The organism is Burkholderia sp. Bp9012 (genome assembly GCF_003853825.1).
GTDB classification, from domain to species: Bacteria; Pseudomonadota; Gammaproteobacteria; order Burkholderiales; family Burkholderiaceae; genus Burkholderia; species Burkholderia diffusa.
The window spans coordinates 125155-148414 of sequence record NZ_QTQA01000018.1 but is presented as its reverse complement, the minus strand read 5'-3'; the positions used below and the strand labels follow the sequence as shown (position 1 = coordinate 148414).

Annotated in this window: 21 protein-coding genes; 6 read left to right on the top strand and 15 right to left on the bottom strand. The window is 68.2% G+C overall.

What is annotated here, in order from left to right:
- The first annotated feature begins 88 nt into the window (after positions 1-88).
- The gene (locus DIE11_RS36735) at positions 89-190 is read left to right on the top strand and encodes a LamG domain-containing protein (RefSeq protein WP_148093056.1); all 102 of its coding nucleotides are present in this window, start codon (positions 89-91) and stop codon (positions 188-190) included.
- Positions 191-266: 76 nt separating this feature from the next.
- Here the strand turns inward: DIE11_RS36735 and DIE11_RS23875 are convergent, their stop codons facing one another.
- From DIE11_RS23875 to DIE11_RS23810, 15 genes are all read right to left on the bottom strand, one after another.
- Complete coding sequence (locus tag DIE11_RS23875) at positions 267-1454, bottom strand: M20 aminoacylase family protein (protein WP_124627575.1); 1188 nt, start codon at positions 1452-1454, stop codon at positions 267-269.
- 31 nt (positions 1455-1485) lie between these two features.
- A complete protein-coding gene (locus DIE11_RS23870; protein WP_124627530.1) occupies positions 1486-2955 on the bottom strand; it encodes an aldehyde dehydrogenase family protein in 1470 nt (489 codons plus the stop codon).
- A complete protein-coding gene (locus tag DIE11_RS23865) occupies positions 2952-4229 on the bottom strand; it encodes an FAD-binding oxidoreductase (RefSeq protein WP_124627528.1) in 1278 nt (425 codons plus the stop codon). Before DIE11_RS23865 ends, DIE11_RS23870 begins: the two co-directional genes overlap by 4 nt.
- 137 nt (positions 4230-4366) lie before the next feature.
- Entirely contained in the window at positions 4367-5692 is a 1326-nt protein-coding gene (locus DIE11_RS23860; RefSeq protein ID WP_059599580.1) for an FAD-binding oxidoreductase, read from the bottom strand.
- Positions 5693-5694: 2 nt separating this feature from the next.
- Complete coding sequence (locus DIE11_RS23855) at positions 5695-6429, bottom strand: cupin domain-containing protein (protein WP_124627526.1); 735 nt, start codon at positions 6427-6429, stop codon at positions 5695-5697.
- Positions 6430-6518: 89 nt separating this feature from the next.
- Positions 6519-6974, bottom strand: a complete 456-nt coding sequence (locus DIE11_RS23850; protein ID WP_124627524.1) for a helix-turn-helix domain-containing protein — start codon at positions 6972-6974, stop codon at positions 6519-6521.
- Between the two features lie 11 nt (positions 6975-6985).
- The gene (locus DIE11_RS36520; protein ID WP_185633811.1) at positions 6986-7132 is read right to left on the bottom strand and encodes a hypothetical protein; all 147 of its coding nucleotides are present in this window, start codon (positions 7130-7132) and stop codon (positions 6986-6988) included.
- Positions 7133-7157: 25 nt separating this feature from the next.
- A complete protein-coding gene (locus tag DIE11_RS23845; protein WP_124627522.1) occupies positions 7158-8435 on the bottom strand; it encodes an FAD-binding oxidoreductase in 1278 nt (425 codons plus the stop codon).
- 166 nt (positions 8436-8601) lie between these two features.
- The gene (locus DIE11_RS23840; RefSeq protein WP_124627520.1) at positions 8602-10473 is read right to left on the bottom strand and encodes an ABC transporter ATP-binding protein; all 1872 of its coding nucleotides are present in this window, start codon (positions 10471-10473) and stop codon (positions 8602-8604) included.
- Positions 10473-11432 carry an ABC transporter permease gene (locus DIE11_RS23835; protein WP_124627518.1) on the bottom strand — a complete coding sequence of 320 codons (960 nt, stop codon included), beginning with the start codon at positions 11430-11432 and terminating at the stop codon, positions 10473-10475. The genes DIE11_RS23840 and DIE11_RS23835 overlap by 1 nt, the downstream gene beginning before the upstream one ends.
- A gap of 30 nt (positions 11433-11462) precedes the next feature.
- A complete protein-coding gene (locus tag DIE11_RS23830) occupies positions 11463-12416 on the bottom strand; it encodes an ABC transporter permease (protein WP_124627516.1) in 954 nt (317 codons plus the stop codon).
- A 79-nt stretch (positions 12417-12495) separates the two neighbouring features.
- Positions 12496-14079, bottom strand: a complete 1584-nt coding sequence (locus DIE11_RS23825; protein WP_059599589.1) for an ABC transporter substrate-binding protein — start codon at positions 14077-14079, stop codon at positions 12496-12498.
- Positions 14076-14747, bottom strand: coding sequence for a hypothetical protein (locus DIE11_RS36515; RefSeq protein ID WP_185633810.1), 672 nt, complete (start codon positions 14745-14747; stop codon positions 14076-14078). The genes DIE11_RS23825 and DIE11_RS36515 overlap by 4 nt, the downstream gene beginning before the upstream one ends.
- Before the next feature lie 7 nt (positions 14748-14754).
- Complete coding sequence (locus tag DIE11_RS23815) at positions 14755-16293, bottom strand: methyl-accepting chemotaxis protein (RefSeq protein ID WP_059599591.1); 1539 nt, start codon at positions 16291-16293, stop codon at positions 14755-14757.
- A 202-nt stretch (positions 16294-16495) separates the two neighbouring features.
- Entirely contained in the window at positions 16496-17164 is a 669-nt protein-coding gene (locus tag DIE11_RS23810) for a haloacid dehalogenase type II (protein WP_124627512.1), read from the bottom strand.
- A gap of 479 nt (positions 17165-17643) precedes the next feature.
- Here DIE11_RS23810 and DIE11_RS23805 point away from each other — a divergent pair, with 479 nt between their 5' ends.
- From DIE11_RS23805 to DIE11_RS23785, 5 genes are all read left to right on the top strand, one after another.
- On the top strand, positions 17644-18504 hold the full coding sequence (locus DIE11_RS23805; RefSeq protein WP_124627510.1) for a GNAT family N-acetyltransferase: 861 nt from the start codon (positions 17644-17646) through the stop codon (positions 18502-18504).
- Positions 18505-18516: 12 nt separating this feature from the next.
- Positions 18517-19443 (top strand): glyoxylate/hydroxypyruvate reductase A, encoded by a 927-nt coding sequence (locus tag DIE11_RS23800; protein WP_124627508.1) that lies wholly within the window; start codon positions 18517-18519, stop codon positions 19441-19443.
- Between the two features lie 160 nt (positions 19444-19603).
- Complete coding sequence (locus DIE11_RS23795) at positions 19604-21004, top strand: aspartate aminotransferase family protein (protein WP_124627506.1); 1401 nt, start codon at positions 19604-19606, stop codon at positions 21002-21004.
- 85 nt (positions 21005-21089) lie between these two features.
- Positions 21090-21581: an Lrp/AsnC family transcriptional regulator gene (locus DIE11_RS23790; protein WP_006749694.1), complete on the top strand. Its 492-nt coding sequence runs from the start codon at positions 21090-21092 to the stop codon at positions 21579-21581.
- A gap of 108 nt (positions 21582-21689) precedes the next feature.
- Positions 21690-23162: an NAD-dependent succinate-semialdehyde dehydrogenase gene (locus DIE11_RS23785; RefSeq protein WP_124627504.1), complete on the top strand. Its 1473-nt coding sequence runs from the start codon at positions 21690-21692 to the stop codon at positions 23160-23162.
- Positions 23163-23260: the final 98 nt, after the last annotated feature.

Genomic DNA, 23260 nt, shown 5'->3' with positions numbered 1-23260 from the left:
CATACTGCGTATGATTTGCGGCCGCTGACGTAGCGCCGGGCGAACAGGTTCGCGACATTCGACGCAAGCCGCCAGTGACGCAGCTGACGTGCATTGCGACCCGTTCTTCAACGGCGTGATCGACGAATTCCGCATCCATCGCAGCGCGATGTCGGCCGCTCAGGTGAGGGCGCTCGCTCAGGGCGCGTGATGCGTGCCGGGGCTCCGAATGCGTGTCGCGGCGGGCTTCGCCTCCACTGCCCGCTGCTCGGACATCACGCACGCACTCACGGCGATCGCCTGAAGTAATGCTGCGCCAACGCGACCCAATACCGTACCCCGGCCGGAATGATGTCGTCGTTGAAATCGTATTTCGGGTGATGCAGCGCCGGCGCCGCCGTTCCGGCCGGCGCGTTGCCGATCAGCACATAAGCGCCGGGGCGCTCCTCGAGCATGAAGCCGAAATCTTCGGACGTCATGTTCGGCGGCACGTTGGCGTCAACGCGTGCGTCGCCGAAGGTGTCGCGAATCACCGCTTCGCAGAGCGCGGTCTCGGCCGGCGTGTTGACCGTCGCCGGATAGTACTGAAAGAACTCGACGTCGGCTTGCGCGCCATGAGCGCGGGCGAGCGCCTCGCACATGAGCCGGACGTCGCGCTGCAACTGTTGCTGCAATGCCGACGACAGCGTGCGAATCGTCCCGCGCAGCTCGGCGGTGTCCGGAATGACGTTGTCCGTCGTTCCCGCATGGAACATGCAGACGGAAATGACGGCGGGATCCACGGGATCCTTGTGGCGCGCGGCGATGGTCTGACACTGCAGCACCATCGAACAGGCGAGCGGGACGGGATCGATGCCCAGGTGCGGCTGCGCCGCATGCGCGCCCTTGCCGGTCACCGTGATCCTGAACCGGCAGCCCGCGGCCATGATGGGGCCCGTGCGCAACCCGAAATGCCCGGCCGGCAAGCCGGGCCAGTTGTGCATGCCGAATACCGCTTCCGCCGGGCATTGCTCGAACAGCCCGTCGTCGATCATCTTCCGCGCGCCCGCGCCGCCCTCCTCGCCGGGCTGAAACACGAAATGGACGGTGCCCGGCAGCTGCGGCAACGCTTTCAGCACGCGTGCGGCGCCGAGCAACATCACGGCATGGCCGTCGTGGCCGCACGCGTGCATGATCCCGTGCGTGCACGATGCATGCGCGAAGTCGTTGGCTTCGTGGATCGGCAACGCGTCCAGATCAGCGCGCAGTACGATGCCGCGGCCCGGATCCGCGCCAGGCAGGCTCGCGACGACGCCTGTACCGCCCAGCCCGCGCGACACCGCATAGCCGAGCGCTTCGAGCTCGCGGGCGACGACGTCGGCCGTCCGGTGTTCTTCGAATCGCAGCTCGGGATGCGCATGCAGGTCCCGGCGCAGCTTCGCCCAGTGCGCGTGATGCGCTTGAAGCGACGTGTCGGGGATGACGGGGTTTTCCAATTTCGGCACCTTCGAAAAATAGACGGCTGCGTCAGTCGTAAAAGCCGACGATCGACTTGGTCTCCATATACTCCTCCATCCCTTCGATCCCGTACTCGCGACCATTGCCCGACTGCTTGTAGCCGCCGAACGGCGCCTGCGGATCCCATGCCGGGTAGTTCAGATGCACCTGCCCCGACCGGATGCGCGCAGCCACCGCACGTGCCCGTTCCTTGTCGGCGCCCTGCACATGCGCGCCGAGCCCATAGACCGTGTCGTTCGCGATCGCGACGGCTTCGTCGACCGTATCGTACGGAAGAATCGCCAGGACCGGACCGAAGATCTCCTGCTGCGCGATCGCCATGTCGGTGCGGACGTCGGAAAAGATCGTCGGCCGCGCATAGAAGCCACGGTCGAATCCCGTGGGCCGTCCGGGGCCGCCGGCGATCAGCTTCGCCCGTTCGTCGATGCCCGCGTCGATCATCTGCGCGACGCGACCGAACTGCGCGCGATTGGCGAGCGGCCCGTGCGTCGTCGCGCCGTCGAACGGATCGCCGACGATCAGCCGTTGCGCTGCCGCGACGGCCAGTTCCTCGACCGCGCCGAGCACGTCGCGCGGCACGATCATGCGGGTCGGCGCGCTGCACGATTGCCCCATGTTCCGGAACGCGGCGGCCACGCCCGGCCCGATCGCCTGCTGCAGGTCCGCATCCGGCAACACGATGTTCGGCGATTTGCCGCCCAGCTCCTGCGCGACGCGCTTGACGGTCGGGGCCGCCGCCTGCGCCACGAGCACGCCCGCGCGCGTCGACCCGGTAATCGATACCATGTCGACCTCGGGGTGCGACGAAAGCGCACCACCCACCGCCTCGCCGCTGCCGCTCACCAGGTTGAAGACGCCCGCCGGCACGCCCGCATCGGCAATCACTTCCGCGAACAGCAGCGCGCTGAGCGGCGACAGCTCGCTGGGTTTCAGGACCACCGTGCAGCCTGCCGCGAGCGCCGGGCCGACCTTCGCGGTGATCTGATAGATCGGCCAGTTCCACGGCGTGATCAGCACGCATACGCCGATCGGCTCGCGTACGACCGCGGTCGTCCCGCGCCGCGTGACGAACGGGTAGCGGGCCAGATTGTCGCGCGCGACCCGGATATGTTCGGCCGCGAGCGGCACATGGGCGCCGCGCGCATAGCTGATCGGCGCGCCCATTTCGAGCGCAAGCGCCGTGGCGAACCGTTCCGCGCGTTCCAGCATCAATGCGTGCACGCGGTCGAGCAGCGCGGCGCGTTCTTGCGGCGAGGTCGCGGCCCAGCGTTCGAACGCGTTGCGCGCGGCGCGCACCGCGCGGTCGGCATCGCGTGCGTTGCCGAGCGGGATGTCGCACAGCACGTCTTCGGTGGACGGGCAGACGACCGCGAAGCGCTCGCCGCCGTCGGGTAAAACCCAGTCGCCGTCGATGAAGAAGCGATCGAGCCTGCCGGCTTCCATCAGATGACGAACCGGTGAATTGACCAGTGAATTCATTGCAGCGTGTCCTTGAGTCGATACCATGCGCCGACGAACGGCAGAAACCACGGCTTGCCGAAATGGCCGGGAATCGCGGGCCAGTCGAAGCTTTTCCATGGATTGAGATCGGCGCGTCCGTCCATGATCTCCGCCATCAGCGTGCCCATCAGCGTCGCCATGTGCGTGCCGTGGCCGCTATAGCCCATCGAGTAATACACGCCGTCGCGCTGGCCCGCGCGCGGCAGGCGGTTGGCCGTCATGTCGACCATCCCGCCCCAGCAATAGTCGATGCGCACGGCAGCCAGTTCGGGAAACACGGCAGACATCTGCTGTCGCAGGATCAGCCCGCTCTTTTCGTCCGAACGCGGGTTGGACGTCGCGAACCGCGCGCGCCCGCCGAACAGCATCCGGTTGTCGGGCGTGACGCGAAAGAAATTAACGAAGTTCTTGGTGTCGGTGACCATCCGGCGGGTCGGCAGCAACCGGTCGAGCAGTTCGCGCGGCAACGGCTCGGTAACGATGATGAACGCGCCGACCGGCACGATCCTGCGCCGGATCCAGCCGAACGGGCCGATCTGCGAAATGCCGCTCGCGAGCAGCACCTGGCGCGTACGGATCTCGCCGAGCGGCGTTCGCACCGCGTAGGCGCCGCCCGCCTCCCGCGTCATGCCGAGCACCGGCGCATGCTCGAGAATGTGCGCGCCGCGCGCTTGCGCGGCGTTCGCCAGGCCGCGCACATAGCGGCCGACGTGCATCCCGGCACTCTTCTCGAAGATCAGCCCGCCGTGATAGCGGTTCGAACCGATCTCATCGTGCAGCTCCGCCTTCGTCACCAGGCGCGTGTCCGGGTCGACGCTTGCCGCGAGCAGCGCCTGGCTTCGCACGAGCTTGTCGTAGTGCTCGGGCTTCGCTGCGAGCTTGAGCTTGCCGCGGCGCGCGAAGTCGCAATCGATCGCCTCCTCCCTGACCAGCCGCTCGACCGTATCGACGCCCGCGTCGAATGCGAGATACAACCGGTTCGCCAGTTCCGTGCCGATGCGCTGCGACAGGAACGCGTAATCCTGCGCGAAGCCGTTGTTGCACATGCCGCCGTTGCGTCCCGACGCCGCCTGTCCCACGGTGCCCGCTTCGCAGACAACCACGCGCGCGCCCTTCTTCGCCAGCGCGAGCGCCGCCGCCGAACCCGTGATCCCGCCGCCCACCACCACCACGTCGCAACTTCCGTCAGGCCGCTCGGTCGAGCGGCTCATGAACGGCTCGGACGTATCGAGCCAGTAGGATCCGAAACGCATCACGCACTCCAATGTCGGCAGCACCAGGCTACACAGCGCGGCGAGCATTCACCACACCGATCCGGCCGCTCGCGCGCCGTCCGGATCGAAACGCATCGTCCCGAGGCCGCCACCGTCGTTCCAGTGACGACCGCGAACTAGAAGTCGGCAACCTTGCCCCAGGCGGAATCGCCGAACCGGCTCGGCCGATACGGCACCGGGTCCACGATCGGTTGCGCACCCGTGGCGAGATCCGCGATCAAGTGACCAGCGCCGGGGCCGATGCCGAAGCCGTGCCCGGAAAAGCCTGCCGCCAGGATCAATCCCGGCACGCCCGGCACTTCGCCGATACCCGGCACGCCGTCCGGCGTGCTGTCGACGAACCCGGCCCATGCGTGCGTGATCGTCGACTCGCGAAGTTCAGGAAGCAGTTCGACGGCACGTCGATACGTTTCGGCGACCGTCGGCATGTCTGGCTTCGGATCCAGGATGCGCACCGCCTCCATCGGCGTCGGCGCATCGAGCCGCCACCGCTTCAGCGTTTCGTGTCCGCCGCGCATGCCTTCGAGGCCGCCCGGAAGAAGATTGCGCCAGCGCTTCGCGAACATCGGCACGAACTGCGGCGCGAAGCGCAGGAACTGCGGCGTGAGGTCCACGCGTGCGCGGCCGCTGATCGCCAGTGCGTAGCGTCCGTCGCTGCGGCGGGTGATGGACACGCCGGACGTATACAGCGCATCCGGCAGCGGATGCTCGACAGGCGACACGCTCAGGATCGACTGACGGATCGACGCCTGCGGAAAACGAATCCCCAACTGTCGGCAGAACGACGACGCCCACGCGCCGCCGGAGAGCACGACCGTCCTGGTCTTGATGACGCCCGCCTCGGTAACGACGCCGCTGACGCGCCCGCCCTCCAGCTCGATGCCGCGCGCCGCGCAGTGCTGGTTGATGCTGCCACCGAGCTTCATGACCGCGGCCGCTACGGCCGGCGCGGCCTTCCCCGGGTCGGCCGTGCCGTCGCTCGGCGAGAACACGCCGCCCTTCCACGACCGCCCGGTCGCGTGCCCGCGCTCGCCGGCCTGCTTGCTGTCGAGCATGTACGTCGTTACGCCCGCGGTCTTCGCGAAATCGCCCCAGCTGGCCCACCGCGACAGCTCGGCCTCGTCGTTGCTCAGGTACAGCAGCCCGCAGCGGTGAAAGCCCGTGTCTTCGCCGGATTCGGCGGCGAATCGCTCCCACAGATCGATGCTCTTGCTCGCCATCGGCAATTCGCGTTCGTCGCGGTTCTGCTGCCGGCACCAGCCCCAGTTGCGGCTCGACTGCTCGGCCCCGATTCGGCCCTTCTCGACCAGCGCGACCGACACGCCGCGCCGGGCCAGGTAGTAGGCAGTGAAGACGCCGATGATGCCGCCGCCGATCACGACGACATCGGCCGAAGCCGGCGGCGTGGACGGCGTTTCGATTTGGCGCAACGGAGGGGACATGTTCAGTCTCGTTCGGTTGATACGTGGATGTTTTGCACGACGTAGAATTTCGCCACGCGTTCGCTGCTTTCCCATCCGATCGATGCGCCGCGCGGCACGAAGAGCGCGTCGCCGGCGCCGAGCGACAGCACGCTGCCGTCGGGTGCGGCGAACCGTACGCTGCCGGCGAGCAGGAGCATGAACTCGTTCACGCGATGCGGGCGAACGATCCGGTGATAGGGCGTCGAATCCCACGTGCCCGCGCAGTACTCGGCGCCGTCGTCAATGAACACGTTGTCGCTACGGCATTGCGGTGCGGGGCCGAGCAGCACCTCTGCCGGCAGCGATGCGGACGGCTTGAAGTCGGCGTCGGCACACAGCGGGAACAGGCCGCGCTTCGTCGGTTGCGCGCATGCAGCCGCGCAGAACGTGACGAGCACGCGCGATTCCGCGGTGACGCGAAGCGCCGTGCCGCCGCCGATCACTGCCCCCTCCCCCGGCCCGAGCACCAACGGTGCGGCGCCCGCCGCTTCCAGCGTCAGCTCGCCTTCGACGACGACGAGGGTCTCGATGTGCGGATAACGCGTGACATCGAGCTCGCCGACGAAACGGATACGCCCGGCGGCCATCGAATCGGGCCCTTCCCACGCGATCTCACGATGTCGCGCGAAAGGATCATGCTCACCGAATGCCTCCTTGCGGAAAGCTGTTGTATTGGCCGTGCCGTCGGCACGATGCAACACGAAAACTGCGGTCATTTCTGCTCCTGCCTGTGCGCGGCGATGTTGTCGAGAACCCGTCGCGCGGTATCGGAAATCGTTGTTCGCGGGCGTCGCCCGCGCCGCGCCTACGCGGCGTGACACGACGCTTCGCTGCGTTCGGCATGCGTGCGCATCGACGACGTTCGCGCCGGGGCGTCACCCGCCCGGGCGACCACGTAATCGCGCGGCGTAATCCCGAGCACCCGCCGGAAATGCCGGCACAGATGGCTCTGATCGAAGAAGCCGACCTCGGTCGCGACGACCGACGGCGCCAGACCGGCGCGCAGCAAATCCTGTGCACGCCGCACACGCACGAGACACAGATACCGGTGCGGCGACAAGCCGACTTCGCTGCGAAAACGCGCCGTGAACCTCGACACGCTCAGTCCGGCCACCGCCGCGAGCGTGTCGAGGTTCAGCGGCTGCGCGAACGATGCATCGATCGTGCGCAGCACGTCGCCGATCGCCGGCGAGATGGGCTGCGGAATACGCAGTGCGCGCGGCGTCGCGCCTTCAGGCAAATCGTGGAACAGGGTGGCCATGCTCGCCGTCCTCATGCAATCGTCTCAACGGTCGCGCCTTGTGCGGCGAAATGCGCGATCGACCATCGCTCGATCATCGAGGCCATCGTGTCACCGACGCCCGTCCCGTCGCGGCGACGTTCTTCGGCGGCGAGCAGGCAAACGAATCGTGCGTTCATATCGAATCTTCCCGAGGCAGCCGCTTCAGTGCAGGAAATCCTGCATCCGGTAATACGCGCCGACGAACGGCAGGAACCACGCTTGCCCGAAATGGCCGGGCATCGCCGGCCAGTCGAGTTCGCGCCACGGATTCGACGCGGCCGCGCCGTACAGCACGTCGGCCATCACGCGGCCCATGTGCACGGACATCTGCACGCCGTGGCCGCTGTAGCCCATCGAGTAATAGAGCCCGTCGTGCTGACCCGCGCGCGGCAGCCGGTCGGCGGTGATGTCGACCAGCCCGCCCCAGCAGTAATCGAGCCGCACGTTCGCGAGTTCCGGAAAATAGCCGGCCATGCCGGCGCGCAGGATCTCGCCGCTTTTTGCGTCGGAGCGCGGGCTCGACATCGCGAAGCGCGCGCGGCCGCCGAACAGCAGCCGGTTGTCGGGCGTCACGCGGAAGTAGTTGCCGATCTGGCGCGACGTCACGTATGCGCGGCGATGCGGGAACAGCCGGTTCAACTGCGCGTCGGGCAGCGGCTCGGTGACGACGATGAAACTGCCGACCGGCGCGATGCGCCGCCGGAACCACGCGAACGGGCCATGCTGCGACGCGCCGGTCGCGACCAGCACGCGATCGGCGACGAGCGTGCCGCGCGTGCTGGTGATCGTGTGGCGCTCGCCGTCGATCCGATCGAGTCGCGTGACGGCCGCGTGCTCGTAGATGCGTGCGCCGGCTCGCACGGCCGCCTGCGCCAACCCGACGCCGAACTTGCCCATGTGCATCTGCACGCCATTGCGTTGCAACAGCCCGCCGTGGAAACCGTCGGACGCGATTTCATCGCGGATTCGCGACGGCTCGATCAGTTCGATATCCGGATCGACGTCGCGCCGCAATGCGTCGAACGTCTTCGCGAGTCCCGCGAAATGCTGCGGTTTCGCCGCGAGCTTCAGCTTGCCCGCCCGCCGGAAGTCGCACTCGATCGCATGCTCGGCGACGATCGTCTCGACGCTCTTCACCGCACTTTCGTAGGCGCGATAGAACTGCTTCGCCGGCTCGGCGCCGATGCGTGCGGCCAGCGATGCGTAGTCCTGCGCGACACCCGTATTGCACTGGCCACCGTTGCGGCCGGACGCTTCGCCCGCGATCTGCGCGGCTTCCAGCACGACCACCGATACGCCGCGCTGTGCCAGCGCAAGCGCCGCCGACAGGCCGGTGAAGCCGCCGCCGATCACGGCCACGTCGGCGCGCCCTTCCACGGGCCCTTCGCAGCCGGCACGAAACGCGGGGCGGGTATCCAGCCAGTACGATTCGAATTTCATCGGATCCTTGTCGAGCATTCCGGCGACAGCGATTGGCGATCGCCCGTTGAAAGTCATTTAATCACCGTCAAAAAGCGCAGTTGCCGCGTATTCGCGCACGGCGCGCGCACGATCCACCGTTTTGCACGACCGCCGCAGCACACTATGCGGAAGGCCGCGCGGCGCGCTACAGACGCACCGGCTGCACCGGCGCGACGCCCGCCGCCGGCTCGGCCTGGAAGCGCGCGAGGTCTTCCTCGCTGCGATGGCACAGCACCTGCGCGCCGTTCTCGAGCGTGCGCAGCGCGGGCGCGGTGCGGTTGCACACGCCGTCCACCCGCATCGCGCAGCGCGACAGGAACGGACACAGCTCGACATCGTCGGCGCTCGCGCCGATCGGCACCAGCGGCCGGTGGCAGCGCTCGGCCGCAACGTCGAGCCAGCCCGCGCGCAACTCCGGTGCCGACGACACGAGCAGGTGCGAATACGGGTGGTAGGGCGGCGCGCACAGCGCATCGCGGCTACCGGTTTCGACGCGGCGGCCCGCGTACAGCACGACGATGTCGTCGCTGATCGCGCGCACCTTCGCGATATCGTGCGTGATGAACACGTACGACACGCCGAGCTTCGCCTGCAGGTCGCGCAGCAAGTCCATGATCGCGGCGCCGACCACGGTGTCGAGTGCCGACGTGACCTCGTCGCACAGGATCAGGTCGGGCTCGGCCGCCAGCGCGCGCGCGAGGTTCACGCGCTGCTTCTGCCCGCCGGACAGCTCGCCGGTACGCCGCGCGGCGACCGCCTGCGGCAGCCGCACGAGTTCCAGCAGTTCCGCGACGCGCTGCCGTGCACGCGCGCCCTTGATCCCGTGATAGAACGCGAGCGGCCGCGCCAGCGTGCGCTCGACGGTATGCACGGGGTTGAGCGCGGTATCGGCGTTCTGGAACACGATCTGCACGCGGCGGTGCTGCTCCTTGGTGCGCTTGCCGATGTCGAGCGCGAGCGGCTCGCCGTCGAGCAGGATCTGCCCGGCCGTCGCCGGCACGAGGCCCGCGATCACCTTGGCGAGCGTCGTCTTGCCCGAGCCCGATTCGCCGATCACGCCGACCGTCTGCCCGCGCCCGATGCGCAGGTCCACTTCGTGAAGGATCACCTTCGCGGGAAAGCCTTTCGCGGTACGGCCGCCGTAGCCGGCGACCGCGCCGCGCACGTCGAGCAGCGGCGCCGGCGCGGCGCTCGCCGCGAGCGCATCACGTTCGGCATCGCTCGGCGTGACCGCCGCGATCAGGCTCTGCGTGTACGGATGCGTCGGCGCATGCAGGATCTGTTCGGTGTCGCCCGATTCGCGGATCACGCCATCGCTCAGCACGACGATCCGGTCGGCCATTTGCGCGACCACCGCCAGATCGTGCGACACGTACACCGCGCTCATCCCGCAGCGCCGGATCACGCTCTTGAACGCCTGCAGCACGTCGATCTGCGTGGTGACGTCGAGCGCCGTGGTCGGCTCGTCGAGGATCACCAGCTCCGGATCGGTGATCAGCGCCATCGCGGCCATCAGCCGCTGCAGCTGGCCACCCGACACCTGGTGCGGATAGCGCCTGCCGATCGTCTCCGGCTCGGGCAGCGCGAGCGCGCGGAACAGCTCGACCGCCTTCGCCTGCGCATCGCGCTTCGTCATCGTCTTGTGGATCAGCGCGCTCTCGATCACCTGGTCGAGAATCGTGCGCGACGGGTTGAACGCGGCGGCCGCGCTCTGCGCGATATACGCGACCTTGCGCCCGCGCAGCGCGGCCAGCGCCGGCGCCGGCAACGTGCAGACGTCCACACCGCCGAGCTTCACCGACCCGCCGGCGATCCGGCAGCCGGCACGCGCATGGCCCATCAGCGACAGCGCGATCGTCGTCTTGCCCGAGCCGGACTCGCCGATCAGCGCGAGCACCTCGCCGCGCCCGATCTCGAAGTCGACGCCGTGGACGATCGTCGTTTCCTCGCCGCCCGGCCGGCCGCCGACGACGCGCAGCCCGCGCACCTCGACGAGCGGAGTCGATTCATCTCGCATCAGTGTTCTCCCGCGGCAGCGGCCGCGCCCTTGCGGCGGCCGCGATGCGGCAGGCCGTCGATCAACAGGTTGACGCCCACCGTCAGGATCGCGATCGCGACCGCGGGCATGATCGCGACGGCCGAGCCGTCGCCGAGGCTCGCGATGTTCTCGCGCACCAGCGAGCCGAGGTCCGCGTACGGCGGCTGCACGCCGAGCCCGAGAAAGCTCAGGCCGCTAAGCAGCAGCACGACGAACGTGAAGCGCAGCCCGGTATCGGCCAGCATCGGGTGGATCATGTTCGGCAGCATCTCGACGCACGCGATGTACAGCGCGCTCTCGCCGCGGGCCCGCGCGACCTGCACGAACTCGAGCGTGCTGATGTTGACCGCCAGCGCCCGTGCGATCCGGTACGAGCCCGGCATGTAGCTGACCGCGGCGGTCAGGACCAGGAGCGGCAGCGACGAGCCGAACGCGGCGACGAACATCAGCGCGAACATCTTCGACGGAATCGACGTGAGCGCATCGAGCAGCCGGCTCATCGTCTCGTCGACCGCGCGGCCCGAGACGGTCGCGAGCAGCCCGAGCGTCGTGCCGGTCAGCGCGGCGAGCAACACCGCCGCGAGCGCGAGCAGCACGGTCAGGCGCGTGCCGTACAGGATCCGGCTCAGCATGTCCCGGCCGAGGAAGTCGGAGCCGAACGGCAGCTTCGCGCTGAACGGCGCGAACACGTCGGGCGTGACGATCGCGCCGACGTCGTGCGGCGCGAGCAGCGGCGCGAACGCCGCGATGAACAGCATCAGACCGACCATCGACAGGCCGACGCGGCCGCCGGTCGTCAGTTTCACGCGCGCGGCGCGGCGCTTGCGCGGCTGGTCGGGGGCGGGCGCGGCTGGCGGCGTCGCGCCGCTCCACGGCGGAGGCTGATCGCCGGACGGCGGCAGCGCGCTGCTGCGTTGAACGGGTTCGGTCGGGTGCATGGGCGGCATCTCGGAAGGAGGACGGGACGCTCAGGTCCGCAGTCTCGGGTTCGACACGATCGAGCACAGGTCGGCGAACAGCACGAGCGTCAGATAGGCGACGCAAAAGATCAGCGTGCACGCCTGGACCAGCGGGAAATCGCGGTTGCCGACGGCATCGACCATCAGGCTCGCGAGCCCCGGATAGTTGAAGATGGTCTCGACGACGATCACGCCGCCGAGCAGATACGACAGGCTCAGCGCGACCGCATTGGCGATCGGGCCGATCGCGTTCGGCAGCGCATGGCGCAGCACGACACGCGCGGGGCTCGCGCCCTTGAGCACGGCCATCTCGACGTACGACGCGCTCAGTTGCTCGATCACCGCGGCGCGCGTCATCCGTGCCATCTGCGCGATCACGACCGCGCACAGCGTCAGCACCGGCATCGCATACGCGCGCAGGAAATCGTGCAGGCTTTCGATCGGGCCGCTGTACGACAGCGCAGACAGCCAGTGCAGCTTCACGGCCAGCACGAGCACGGCGACCGTCGCGATCAGGAATTCCGGCGTTGCGACGAGCGACAGCGTGCCGAGGCTGATCACGCGATCGACCACCGACTCGCGCTTGACCGCCGCCAGGATCCCGAGCAGCAGCGCGATCGGCACCGACACGGCGGTCGTGATCGCCGCGAGCGCGAGCGACTTCGGCAGGCGTGTGCCGATCATCTCCGACACCGGCATGTCGCCCGAAAGCGAGCGGCCGAAATCGCCGTGCAGCAGCCCCGCGAGCCAGTGGAGGTAGCGCACGTGGGCCGGCATGTCGAGGCCGAACTGCTGACGCAGCGCGGCGACCGTCTCCGGCGTCGCGGACTGGCCGAGCGCGGCCTGCGCGGCGTCGCCCGGCAGCAGGTTCGTGATCGTGAAGATGATCGCGGACACGATCAGCAGCGTCAGCGCAGTAACCGCGATGCGCCGGCCGATCAGCCCGAGCAGGATTCGATTCATGAAGCGGCACTCCGGAAAAATTCGCGCGCGACCAGGGCGAGGGCCCGCACTGGTCGCGCGGCGGCGGCACGCGTCGTGCTCAGGCGTTCCACCACACGTGCTCGGCGAACATGAAGCCCATCATTCCGCCAGTCGGAATCGAGCCGAGACCGGCGAGCCGCTTGTCGTAGCCGTCGAGGAAGCTGATGAAGGCCGGAATGCCGACCCGGCACTGCTGCGCGACGAGCACCTGCATGTCGCCGTACATCTGCTTGCGCTTCGCGTCGTCGGTTTCCGATCGCGCGGCGAGCAGCAACTGGTCGAACTTCGCGTTCTTCCAGCCCGACTCGTTCCACGGCGCGTCCGACTTGAAGAACTGCGTGAACAACACGTCGGCGCTCGAGCGCGGATTGATGTTGCCGAAGCCGAGCGGATGCTTCATCCAGTGGTTCGACCAGTAGCCGTCGGGCGACACGCGGTTCACCTGCAGGTTCAGCCCGATCTTCTGGCCGGCCTGCTGCAGCAGCACGGCCATTTCGATCGACCCGTTCGCGTCGGACGTCGCATAGATCGGCGGCAGCGTGGCGCCCAGTGCGCCCGCCTTCTGGAACAGGAACTTCGCCTTGTCCGGATCGTGCGGCCGCTGCGGCAGCGATGCGTTGAAGTAGCGATGCCCCGGCGGGATCGGCTGGTCGTTGCCGATCACCGCGTAGCCGCGAAACACCGCCGAGCGGATCTGCTCGCGATCGAACAGGTACTTCATCCCTTCGACGAAATCCGGGTTCGCGGTGATCGGGTTGTCGCTACGCACGATCAGGTCGGTATAGAGCCCCGACTTGGTTTCCTGCAGCGCATAGCCCGGCGTCGACGCGACCCGCTGCGTCGAGCGCGGATCGATCGCGTTGATCAGGTGCACGTCGCCCGACAGCAGCGCGTTCAGGCGCGCGGCGCTGTCGCTGATGCCGATCAGCTCGATCTCGTCGAGATACGGCATCCCCGGCTTGAAGTAGCTGTCGTTGCGCACGCCGACGGTCGACACGCCCGGCTTGAACGATTTCAGCTTGTACGGGCCGCAGCCGATGCCGGTGCTGAAGTCGGTCGTGCCGTCCTTGACGATCACGAGCTGCGGCGTCGCGAGGATCACCGGCAGATCGGCGTTCGCGCTGGCGAGCGTGAGCGTGACCTCGTCCGGGCCGCTCGCCTTCGCATCGGCGAACTGATCGGCGAGCGGCTTGACCTTCGAGGCGGTGGCCGCGTTCTTGTGGCGCATCAGCGAGAACACCACGTCGGCCGGCCCGACCGGTTTCCCGTCGTGGAACGTGACGCCCTTGCGCAGCTTGATGACCCACGTTTTCGCGTCGGTCGTCTGCAACGACTGGGCGAGATTCATCTGCGGCGTCAGGCTCGCATCGAGCTGCGTGAGGCCGCTGTAGAACATGAAGAATCGAATGTAGTCGGCGCCCGTCGAGCCCTTGGCCGGGTCGAGCGTATCGGCCGTCGAACTCGATTCGTTCGCGACCCGGATCTTGCCGCCGCGCTTCGGCGCGGGCGCGGCGAACGCGGATTGCATGCCGGTCAGCAGGCCGCCGCCACCGACGGCCATCATGCCGCTCGCCGCCATGACCCGCATCATGTCGCGGCGCGTGATGCCGCCCTTGCCGCCGTTGTCGATATCGTCGCTCATCCGAACTGCTCCTGACTGTGGAAAGTGGGGTCCTGGGATCCAGCGTGGTTCGAGAAAACCCGCCGCGCCTGCCTGCTGGTGGCGAACACGACGTCGTGCGCATTGAGTTCATTTAAGCATCGCCAAAATGCGGGTTGTCGCGATTCGGGGCGGCTGCACGACACGATTCGACCGTTTTGGGCCACCTGCGCAGCATGATTTGCTGCGTGACCACGCGCGCCGCCGTTTGCTCGATGCCACGTCGCGACGGCTGCGCTGCGCGTGCGCGACGAAGGAAATCGTAAAGTGATGCACGCGGCAGATTGCGCCGACAAAATTGGCCGTTCGGCATCCGAAGCGCGTTCGGCTCCCTCAAACAGCATGTTTGCGTGGAATGCGCACTCGCGGCCCGCAGTGCCCGAAACGACCGGAACGCCGCGCGCACATGCGACAGCGGGTGCCGGCCGTGAGGACGCCTTGAGCCTGAAAGATCGGGAGATTGCGGCGACTTCGAGGCGGCTTTGCCGGATAACGGGAAGACGGCCGGGTTGCCCGACGCCGGGAACGAACCCGTGACGGGCCACCAGGCCGTGATTCCCTGCCGCGATGCGGTCGATGCGGTCGATGCGGTCGATGCCGGCGTGGCGTGAGGGAGACGCGATGATGTCGTTGCCGGCAGATGCCGGCACGCGGCCGTCAGGCAGCCAGCCTGAACACCGATACGGCGGCCCGCAAGCGTGCCGCCTGTTCATCCAGCGAGGACGCGGCGGCGGCAGCCTGCTCCACCAGCGCGGCATTCTGCTGGGTCACTTCGTCCATTTGCGCGACCGCCAGGCCGACCTGCTCGATGCCGGTGCTTTGCTCGGCGGATGCCGCTGAAATCTCGCCCATGATGTCGGCCACCCGGTCGATCGACCGCACGATCTCCGTCATGCGCGCGCCCGCTGTCTCGACGAGCCGGCTGCCGCTGCCGACCCGCTCGACCGACGCCTCGATCAATCCCTTGATGTCTTTCGCGGCCGCCGCGCTGCGTTGCGCGAGCGAGCGGACCTCCGAGGCCACGACCGCGAACCCGCGCCCTTCCTCGCCGGCCCGCGCGGCCTCGACCGCGGCGTTGAGCGCGAGAATGTTCGTCTGGAACGCGATGCTTTCGATCACGACGGTAATGTCGGCGATCCGCACCGATCCGTCCGAAATCTGCCGCATCGTTTCGACGACTTCGCGCACCGCGGCGCCGCCGAGTTCGGTCGCCTCCTTCGCGTGGGTCACGAGCGCATTCGCCTGACGTGCATTGTCGGCATTCTGTTTGACCGTCGACGTGATCTGCTCCATGCTGGCGGCCGTTTGCTGCAGCGACGCGGCCTGTTCCTCCGTGCGCTGCGACAAGTCCAGATTGCCTTGCGCGATCTCGCCGGTGCCGACGGCAATCGAGTGGGTCGTGGTCTGGATTTCGGCGATGGTCTCGGTCAGTCGGGCCTTCATGTCGGCGAGCGCGACGAGCAGGCTGCCCGGCGCGGCGTTCGCCGTATCGAACTGCACGTCCAGTTCGCCGGCGGCGATGCGGGCCGCAATGTGCGTCGCATGCGCCGGCTCGCCGCCGAGCGTGCGCCGGACGCTGCGCAACACCCCCCACGCGATCGCCGCGAGCGCCGCGGCGATGACGAGCGTGATGGCGCCCAGCACCTGCGCGAGCCGCGTAAACGCGGCATTGATGTCGTCGTAAAAGAATCCCGTGCCGATCCACCAGTCCCACTCCGGAATGGCGACCACGCCCTGGAGTTTCGGTTCCACGTCCGCGTCCGGGCTGCGCTTGATCAGCACGTCGACGAGCGCGAAATGCGCCTGGGCCATTCCGGCGCGGTACGCCTCGCTGTCGGTCATGCCGCTGGTCGTGCGGTTGCCCTTGGCGCGGGTGCCGATGAACTTCGCGTTCGGATGCACGAGGTTGACGCCGTCGGACGTCGTCACCCAGTAGTAGCTTTTCGAATTCGCATTGAGCGCGGACAACGCGGCCTTGGCCTGCTGCTGGGCCTGATCTGGCGTGAGCGTGCCGTTCGCCTGCATCGCGCGATACGCGTCGACCAGATGCTCGGCTTTGGTCAGAAGAATGACGATCTCTTCACGACGGCTGTCGATCAGCGCGTCGCGCAGCGTATACAGCGACATCGCGGCAAGCAATGCAACGCCGAGCAGCGCCGCGGCGACGAGCATCAGCAGTTTCGTGGACAACTTCATGCGGAGGGCCTCGATATATTAACCGTTCGGTACATATATCGGCCCGGGCGGCCCTGCCTTGAATGGCTCTGTATCGGTAATTACCCTCGTTTCGTGCGGTGATCGCACGCGCAAGGCGGAACGGCCGTCGCGCCACCCGGTCGATCGGGATGGGCACGGCCGCGCGCGCAGGGCACGCGGCCCCACGCCGGCGCGGCGTCGCTTACAGCCCGAGCTGTGTCGCGAGATGGCCGATGTCCGACACCTCGTAGTAGTTGTAGAACGGCGTGCCCGGCTCGTGGCCGCGGTTCACGAATGCCTTGTGCTTGATGCCGAGGTCCTCGGCCGTCATCAGGTCGTAGCGCAGGCTCGACGACACGTGCAGCACGTGCTCCGGCTTGCAGCCGAGCTTGCCGAACATGTATTCGAAGCCCTGCATCCGCGGCTTGTACGACTGCGCCTGCTGCGCGGTGAACACCGCATGGAACGGCGCGCCGAGCTTGTCGACGTTGCTCATGATCTGGTCGTCCGACGCGTTGGACAGGATCACCAGCTTGTACTTCGTGGCCAGCCGCGAAAGCCCGGCCGGCACGTCCGGATGCGGACCCCACGTCGGCACCGCATGATAGAAACGCTCGGCCTCGGCCTCGTCGAACTGCACGCCGATGCGCGCGCAGGTGCGCCGGATCGCATTGACGACGACGTCGCGGTACGGTTTCCACGCCCCGAGCACCTCGTCGAGCCGATAGGCGGCGAACGCGCGCACGAATTCCTCCATCGCGACCGGCGACAGCCGGTCCGCGTAGACCTCGCGCGCCATTTCCGCCATCCGGAAGCGGGTCAGCGTGCCGTAGCAGTCGAACGTGATGAACTTCGGTTCAAATTGGATCATGGTGACGTCCTGTCGGTGTGAAGCCCCGGCAGGGCCGGGGACGGGCTGGGTTGTACGAAATTGAATCAGGGCAAAAAGTCCTTCGCGCATCGTTCGACGCCGGTCAAAACGCAGAATCACCGCGTGTTGGGCGCGCTGCACGGCACGATCTGCGGTGCGATTCCGGGCGGTGCGCTCGGGCCGGCCGACGGGTCTCGCAAAACCGCGACGCGCGTGCCCGGCGTAGCCGCCACGCGGTTCGGCGCGGCAGCGAGCGGCGCGCCACCCCGCTTCCATCGTACTGGCGTTCATGCAGCAGAAGCTGCCGGGAAGACGGTCCGAGGCGGCACGATCCGCGCGTTCGCGCACGCCGATCGAGCGGGTTTGCGTCGATCTCTCTCGCGCGCTCGTCGCCGCCGGAAAACAGGCGAATCGTCCTATCCGCGCCGAGGTGGCGCTGGCACAGTCGACATGTCATTCCTACCCATCCGGAGTCCGGCGTGGCCGACCTCAATTCTTCCAGCACGCTTACCTATCGTCCTTTCGCCGAGACCGACCTGCCTGCCGCGCTGCGGCTGTCGGAAGCAGTCAAGTGGCCGCACCGGCTCGACGACTGGCGCTTCGCATTCCAGCTCGGCAGCGGCTTCGTCGCCGAAGACGAATCCGGCATCGTCGGCACCGCGCTCGGCTGGCGCTTCGGCGAGTCGCACGCATCGCTCGGCATGGTGATCGTGTCGCCCGAGCGCCAAGGTCGCGGCATCGGCCGCGAACTGTTTGCGCGCGTCGTCGACAGCCTCGGCACGCGCACGATCCTCCTGCACGCGACACCGTCCGGCGAACCGCTCTACGTGAAGTTCGGCTTCGCGGCGATCGGCACGATCGACCAGCACCAGGGCGCCGCGTTCCAGCCGCCGCTGATCTCCCTGCCGCCGGGCGAGCGGCTGCGCCCGCTCGGCACCAACGACGGTCCGCGCCTCGCCGCGCTCGCATCGCGCGCGGCCGGCTACCCGCGCGATGCGGTGATCGAAGCGCTGCTCGGCGTCGCCAACGGGATCGCACTCGACCGCGACGGCGAACTGCTCGGCTTCGCGCTCTTTCGCCGTTTCGGTCGCGGCCACGTGATCGGCCCCGTGATCGCACCGGACGCGCTGCGCGCGCAGGCGCTGATCAGCCACTGGCTCGCGCTGCACGAAGGCATGTTCGTGCGCGTCGACGTGCCGGGCGACAGCGGGCTGTCGGACTGGCTGCAGGGGCTCGGCCTGCCGCGCGTCGACACCGTCGTCGCGATGGCGCGCGGCGCGGCGCCTGCCCGCGATCCGGCACTGCGCGCGTTCGCGATCGTCAACCAGGCGCTCGGCTGAACCGCACGCACGATGAGCTTTCTCTACAAGGCCGACCCGGTGCGCGGCGCGCAATGGGCGCAGCGCTTCGCGCAACAGGCGCCCGACCTCGCGTTCCGGATCTGGCCGGACATCGGCGATCCCGAAGCCGTGCGCTATCTCGCCGCGTGGCAGCCGCCCGACGATCCGTTAGCGCTGCTGCCGAATCTGGAGATCGTGTTTTCGGTCGGCGCCGGCATCGACCAGTTCGACCTGTCGTGCGTGCCCGCGCACATCCCGGTCGTGCGGATGATCGAGCCGGGCATCGTCGAAGGGATGGTCGAATACGTGACGCAGGCCGTGCTGACGATCCATCGCGACCTGTTCGACTATGCGGCGCAGCAGCGCGAGCACGTGTGGCGCGAGAAGCCGGTGCGCACCGCCGCGTCGCGACGCGTCGGCGTGCTCGGGCTCGGCACGCTCGGGCAGGCCGTGCTCGACACGCTGCTGCGCTTCGGCTTCCCGTGCGCCGGCTGGAGCCGCACGCCGCGCACGCTCGACGGCATCGACTGCTACGCGGGCGACGCGGCGCTCGACGCGTTCCTGGCCCGCACCGACATCCTGATCTGCCTGCTGCCGCTCACCGACGACACGCGCGGCCTGCTCGGCGCGCGCGTGTTCGACGCGCTGCCGGCCGGCGCATCGCTCGTGCAGGTCGGGCGCGGCCCGCAGCTCGATGCGACCGCGCTGCTCGCCGCGCTCGGCAGCGGCCGCCTCGACAGCGCGATCCTCGACGTGACGGACCCGGAACCTTTGCCGGCCGACCACCCGTTCTGGACGCATCCGCGCATTCGCATCACACCGCACATCGCCAGCGCGACGCGGCCCGACACCGCAGCCGACGCCGTGCTCGCAAACCTCGCGCGCCATCGCGCGGGGCAGCCGATGATCGGCGTCGTCGATCGCGCGCGCGGCTACTGACGCGCGCGCCCGGCCCCGCGGGGCGCGCAGCAGAAAATGCCGAAGCGTCCCGTGCAAACACCGCTTTCCTACGTTTCAGACCGCAAATTGAAGACGCATGCGGATTTCTCGCCCGGTAGCATGACCTCACGCTGACACCCGACGAGAGTCCCGCCCTGCCATGAACCAAGCCGCGCTGATCGAAGCCGATCGTCAACACCTGATCCACCCTGTCGTCAACTATCGTGCGCACGAGGCGCGCGGCGTCACCGTGCTCGAATCCGCCGAAGGCGTGTTCCTGCGCGACGCCGACGGCCACACGTTGCTCGATGCATTCTCGGGCCTGTGGTGCGTGAACGTCGGCTACGGCCGCGACAGCATCGTGAAGGCCGCCGCCGAACAAATGGCGAAGCTGCCCTACGCGACCGGCTATTTCCATTTCGGCTCACGACCCGCGATCGAGCTGGCCGAACGCCTCGCGGCGCTCGCGCCGCCGTCGCTGAATCGCGTGTACTTCACGCTCGGCGGCTCGGATGCGATCGACTCCGCGGTGCGTTTCATCACGCACTATTTCAACGCAACCGGCCGCCCGACGAAAAAGCACATGATCGCGCTCGAGCGCGGCTATCACGGCTCGTCGTCGATCGGCGCCGGCCTCACCGCGCTGCCCGCGTTCCACCGTCACTTCGACCTGCCGCGCGCGGACCAGCACCACATCCCGTCGCCCTACCCGTATCGCCACCCGCTCGGCAACGATTCGCAGGCGCTGATCGCCGCGTCGGTCGCCGCGCTCGAAGCGAAAGTCGCCGAACTCGGCGCGGACAACGTCGCGGCCTTCTTCTGCGAGCCCGTGCAGGGTTCCGGCGGCGTGATCGTGCCGCCGGCCGGCTGGCTGAAGGCGATGCGCGACGCGTGCCGGCGCCTCGGCATCCTGTTCGTCGCCGACGAGGTGATCACCGGCTTCGGCCGCACGGGCCCCTTGTTCGCGTGCGAGACCGAGCAGGTCGACCCGGACCTGATGACCGTCGCGAAGGGGCTGACCGCTGGCTATGCGCCGATGGGGGCCGTGCTGATGTCCGACGAAATCTACGAAGGGATCGCGGGCAGCCGCGCCGATTCGCCCGCGGTCGGCCACGGCCATACGTATTCCGCGCACCCGGTCAGCGCGGCGATCGGCCTCGAGGTGCTGAAGCTCTATCACGAAGGCGGGCTGCTCGCGAACGGCCAAGCCATGGCGCCGCGTTTCGCCGCGGGGCTCGATGCGCTGCGCGCGCATCCGCTCGTCGGCGACGCCCGTTCGGTCGGGCTGCTCGGCGCGCTCGAGCTGGTCACCGACAAGGCACGCAAGACGCGCTTCGACCCTGCGCTGAACGTGCCCGACAGGATTGCCGCCGCCGCGTACGCGAACGGCGTGGTGTTTCGCGCATTCGGCGACGGCGTGCTCGGTTTCGCGCCGGCGCTGAGCTTCAGCGCGGGCGAGTTCGATCTGATGTTCGAACGCGTGCGCAAGACGCTCGACGACGTGCTGGCCGACGCGGGCGTGCAGCGCGCGCTCGACACCGCGCACGCGCAGCCGGCCTGACCGGCCAAGGGAAAGCCGGGCTTGTGGCGGCCATCGTTCGACTCTAAAGTAACCGGACATTCCATTTTTTCCCTCTCACGTGAACATGACGGACAGCAAGCTGGATCGCATCGACCTGCGCATCCTCTCCCAGTTGCAAAAGCGCGGCCGCATGACCAACGTCGAACTGGCCGATGCGGTCGGGCTGTCGCCCAGTCCTTGCCTGATCCGCGTGAAGCGGCTCGAGAAGGCCGGCTACATCGGCGGCTACGGCGCGCACATCCAGCTCGAGAAACTCGGCGACGTGCAGGTCGTGTTTACCGAAGTCACGCTGGCCGACCACCGGCGCGAGGACTTCGATCGTTTCGTCGCGGCGATCCGCAACGTCGACGAGATCGTCGAGTGCCACCTCGCGAGCGGCGGCTACGACTATCTGCTGAAGTTCATCACGCGCAGCGTGAGCCATTACCAGACGATCGTCGAAGGGCTGCTCGAGCAGAACATCGGCATCGAGAAGTATTTCAGTTACGTCATCATCAAGTCGCCGTTCGTCAAACGGCACTACCCGCTCGAATCGCTGTTCGGCGAGCGTCACTGACGGACAGCGCGCGGCATCCACGAACGCGGCGGCTAGCCGTCCGTGCGGGGTAGTCGCGCGCCCGCGCCGCTGCCGTCGTCACCGAATCGCCCCATCCAAGGATCTGTCATGCCGCTTACGCTGTCCCGAACCGAACTCGTTCGCACCGCCAACCTGATCGACGGCACCTGGCGCGATGCGCTCGACGGCCGCCGCTTCGACGTCACCGATCCCGCGACGCTCGAGATCGTTGCCCACGCACCCGACAGCGGCGCCGCCGACGCGCGCGCCGCGACCGACGCGGCAGCGCGCGCGCTGCCCGGATGGCGCGCAACGCCCGCTCGCGAACGGGCCGCCATCCTGCGCGCCTGGCATGCGGCGATCGTCGCGCACACCGACGATCTCGCTGCGCTGATGTCGCGCGAACAAGGCAAGCCGCTCGCCGAAGCGCGCGGCGAAGTCGCGTACGGTGCGTCGTACGTGCTGTGGTTCGCCGAGGAAGCGACGCGCACCTATGGCGACCTGATTCCGCAGCAGCAGCGCGGCAAGCGGCTGAGTGCGATCAAGGAGCCGATCGGCATCGTCGCCGCGGTCACGCCGTGGAATTTTCCGCTCGCGATGATCGCGCGCAAGATCGCACCCGCGCTCGCGGCCGGCTGCACGGTCGTTGCGAAACCGGCGGAAGACACGCCGCTCACGGCGCTCGCGCTGGCCTTCCTCGCACAGGAAGCCGGCGTGCCGCCCGGCGTGCTCAACATGATCGCCGCGTCGCGTGACCGCGGCATCGACGCGGTGGCCGACTGGCTCGCCGACGCTCGCGTGCGCAAGATCACGTTCACCGGATCGACGCCCGTCGGCAAGCTGCTCGCGCGCGAATCGGCCGCGACGCTGAAGAAGCTGTCGCTGGAGCTCGGCGGCAATGCACCGTTCATCGTGTTCGACGATGCCGAGCTCGACGCGGCGGTCGACGGGCTGATGGCCGCCAAGTTCCGCAACGGTGGCCAGACCTGCGTGTCGCCGAATCGCGTGTACGTGCAGGCCGGCGTCTACGACGCCTTCGCCGCGAAACTCGCCGCGCGCGTCGCCGCGCTGAAGGTCGCGCCGGCGACCGACCCGGCCGCGCAGATCGGCCCGATGATCAACGCGCGCGCGATCGACAAGATCGCGCGCCACGTCGGCGACGCGATCGAGCGCGGCGCACGCGTGCTCACGGGCGGCAAGCGCCTGCCCGAACTCGGGCCGAACTATTACGCGCCGACGGTGCTCGCCGACGCCACCGCCGACATGCAGCTGACCTGCGAGGAAACCTTCGGCCCCGTCGCCGCGCTGTTTCGGTTCGCCACCGAGGACGAAGCCGTCGACGCCGCGAACGACACGCCGTTCGGGCTTGCCGCATATTTCTACACGCAGGACGTGCGCCGCATCGCGCGCGTGTCGGCGCGGCTCGAAACAGGCATCGTCGGCATCAACGAGGGCGCGCTTGCGAGCGAAGCCGCGCCGTTCGGCGGCGTGAAGGAATCGGGCTACGGCCGTGAAGGCTCGCGCTACGGCCTCGACGATTACCTGTCGATCAAGTATCTGTGCCAGGGCGGGCTCGACTGATCCCGCGCGGCCGCTCGCATCCGCGGCCGTTGCGTTCCGTTGCGCGGCGCGCCGCGACCGGCGCGCTCCGGCCGCACACGTTTGCGGCACCCATGCAG

What these genes read in the sequence shown, in the direction of transcription:
- DIE11_RS23870 (WP_124627530.1), bottom strand. Translation starts at nt 2,955, where the DNA reads ATGAATTCACTGGTCAATTCACCGGTTCGTCATCTGATGGAAGCCGGC.
- DIE11_RS23865 (WP_124627528.1), bottom strand. Translation starts at nt 4,229, where the DNA reads ATGCGTTTCGGATCCTACTGGCTCGATACGTCCGAGCCGTTCATGAGC.
- DIE11_RS23860 (WP_059599580.1), bottom strand. Translation starts at nt 5,692, where the DNA reads ATGTCCCCTCCGTTGCGCCAAATCGAAACGCCGTCCACGCCGCCGGCT.
- DIE11_RS23855 (WP_124627526.1), bottom strand. Translation starts at nt 6,429, where the DNA reads ATGACCGCAGTTTTCGTGTTGCATCGTGCCGACGGCACGGCCAATACA.
- DIE11_RS23850 (WP_124627524.1), bottom strand. Translation starts at nt 6,974, where the DNA reads ATGGCCACCCTGTTCCACGATTTGCCTGAAGGCGCGACGCCGCGCGCA.
- DIE11_RS36520 (WP_185633811.1), bottom strand. Translation starts at nt 7,132, where the DNA reads ATGAACGCACGATTCGTTTGCCTGCTCGCCGCCGAAGAACGTCGCCGC.
- DIE11_RS23845 (WP_124627522.1), bottom strand. Translation starts at nt 8,435, where the DNA reads ATGAAATTCGAATCGTACTGGCTGGATACCCGCCCCGCGTTTCGTGCC.
- DIE11_RS23840 (WP_124627520.1), bottom strand. Translation starts at nt 10,473, where the DNA reads ATGCGAGATGAATCGACTCCGCTCGTCGAGGTGCGCGGGCTGCGCGTC.
- DIE11_RS23835 (WP_124627518.1), bottom strand. Translation starts at nt 11,432, where the DNA reads ATGCACCCGACCGAACCCGTTCAACGCAGCAGCGCGCTGCCGCCGTCC.
- DIE11_RS23830 (WP_124627516.1), bottom strand. Translation starts at nt 12,416, where the DNA reads ATGAATCGAATCCTGCTCGGGCTGATCGGCCGGCGCATCGCGGTTACT.
- DIE11_RS23825 (WP_059599589.1), bottom strand. Translation starts at nt 14,079, where the DNA reads ATGAGCGACGATATCGACAACGGCGGCAAGGGCGGCATCACGCGCCGC.
- DIE11_RS23815 (WP_059599591.1), bottom strand. Translation starts at nt 16,293, where the DNA reads ATGAAGTTGTCCACGAAACTGCTGATGCTCGTCGCCGCGGCGCTGCTC.
- DIE11_RS23810 (WP_124627512.1), bottom strand. Translation starts at nt 17,164, where the DNA reads ATGATCCAATTTGAACCGAAGTTCATCACGTTCGACTGCTACGGCACG.
- DIE11_RS23800 (WP_124627508.1), top strand. Translation starts at nt 18,517, where the DNA reads ATGAGCTTTCTCTACAAGGCCGACCCGGTGCGCGGCGCGCAATGGGCG.
- DIE11_RS23795 (WP_124627506.1), top strand. Translation starts at nt 19,604, where the DNA reads ATGAACCAAGCCGCGCTGATCGAAGCCGATCGTCAACACCTGATCCAC.
- DIE11_RS23790 (WP_006749694.1), top strand. Translation starts at nt 21,090, where the DNA reads ATGACGGACAGCAAGCTGGATCGCATCGACCTGCGCATCCTCTCCCAG.
- DIE11_RS23785 (WP_124627504.1), top strand. Translation starts at nt 21,690, where the DNA reads ATGCCGCTTACGCTGTCCCGAACCGAACTCGTTCGCACCGCCAACCTG.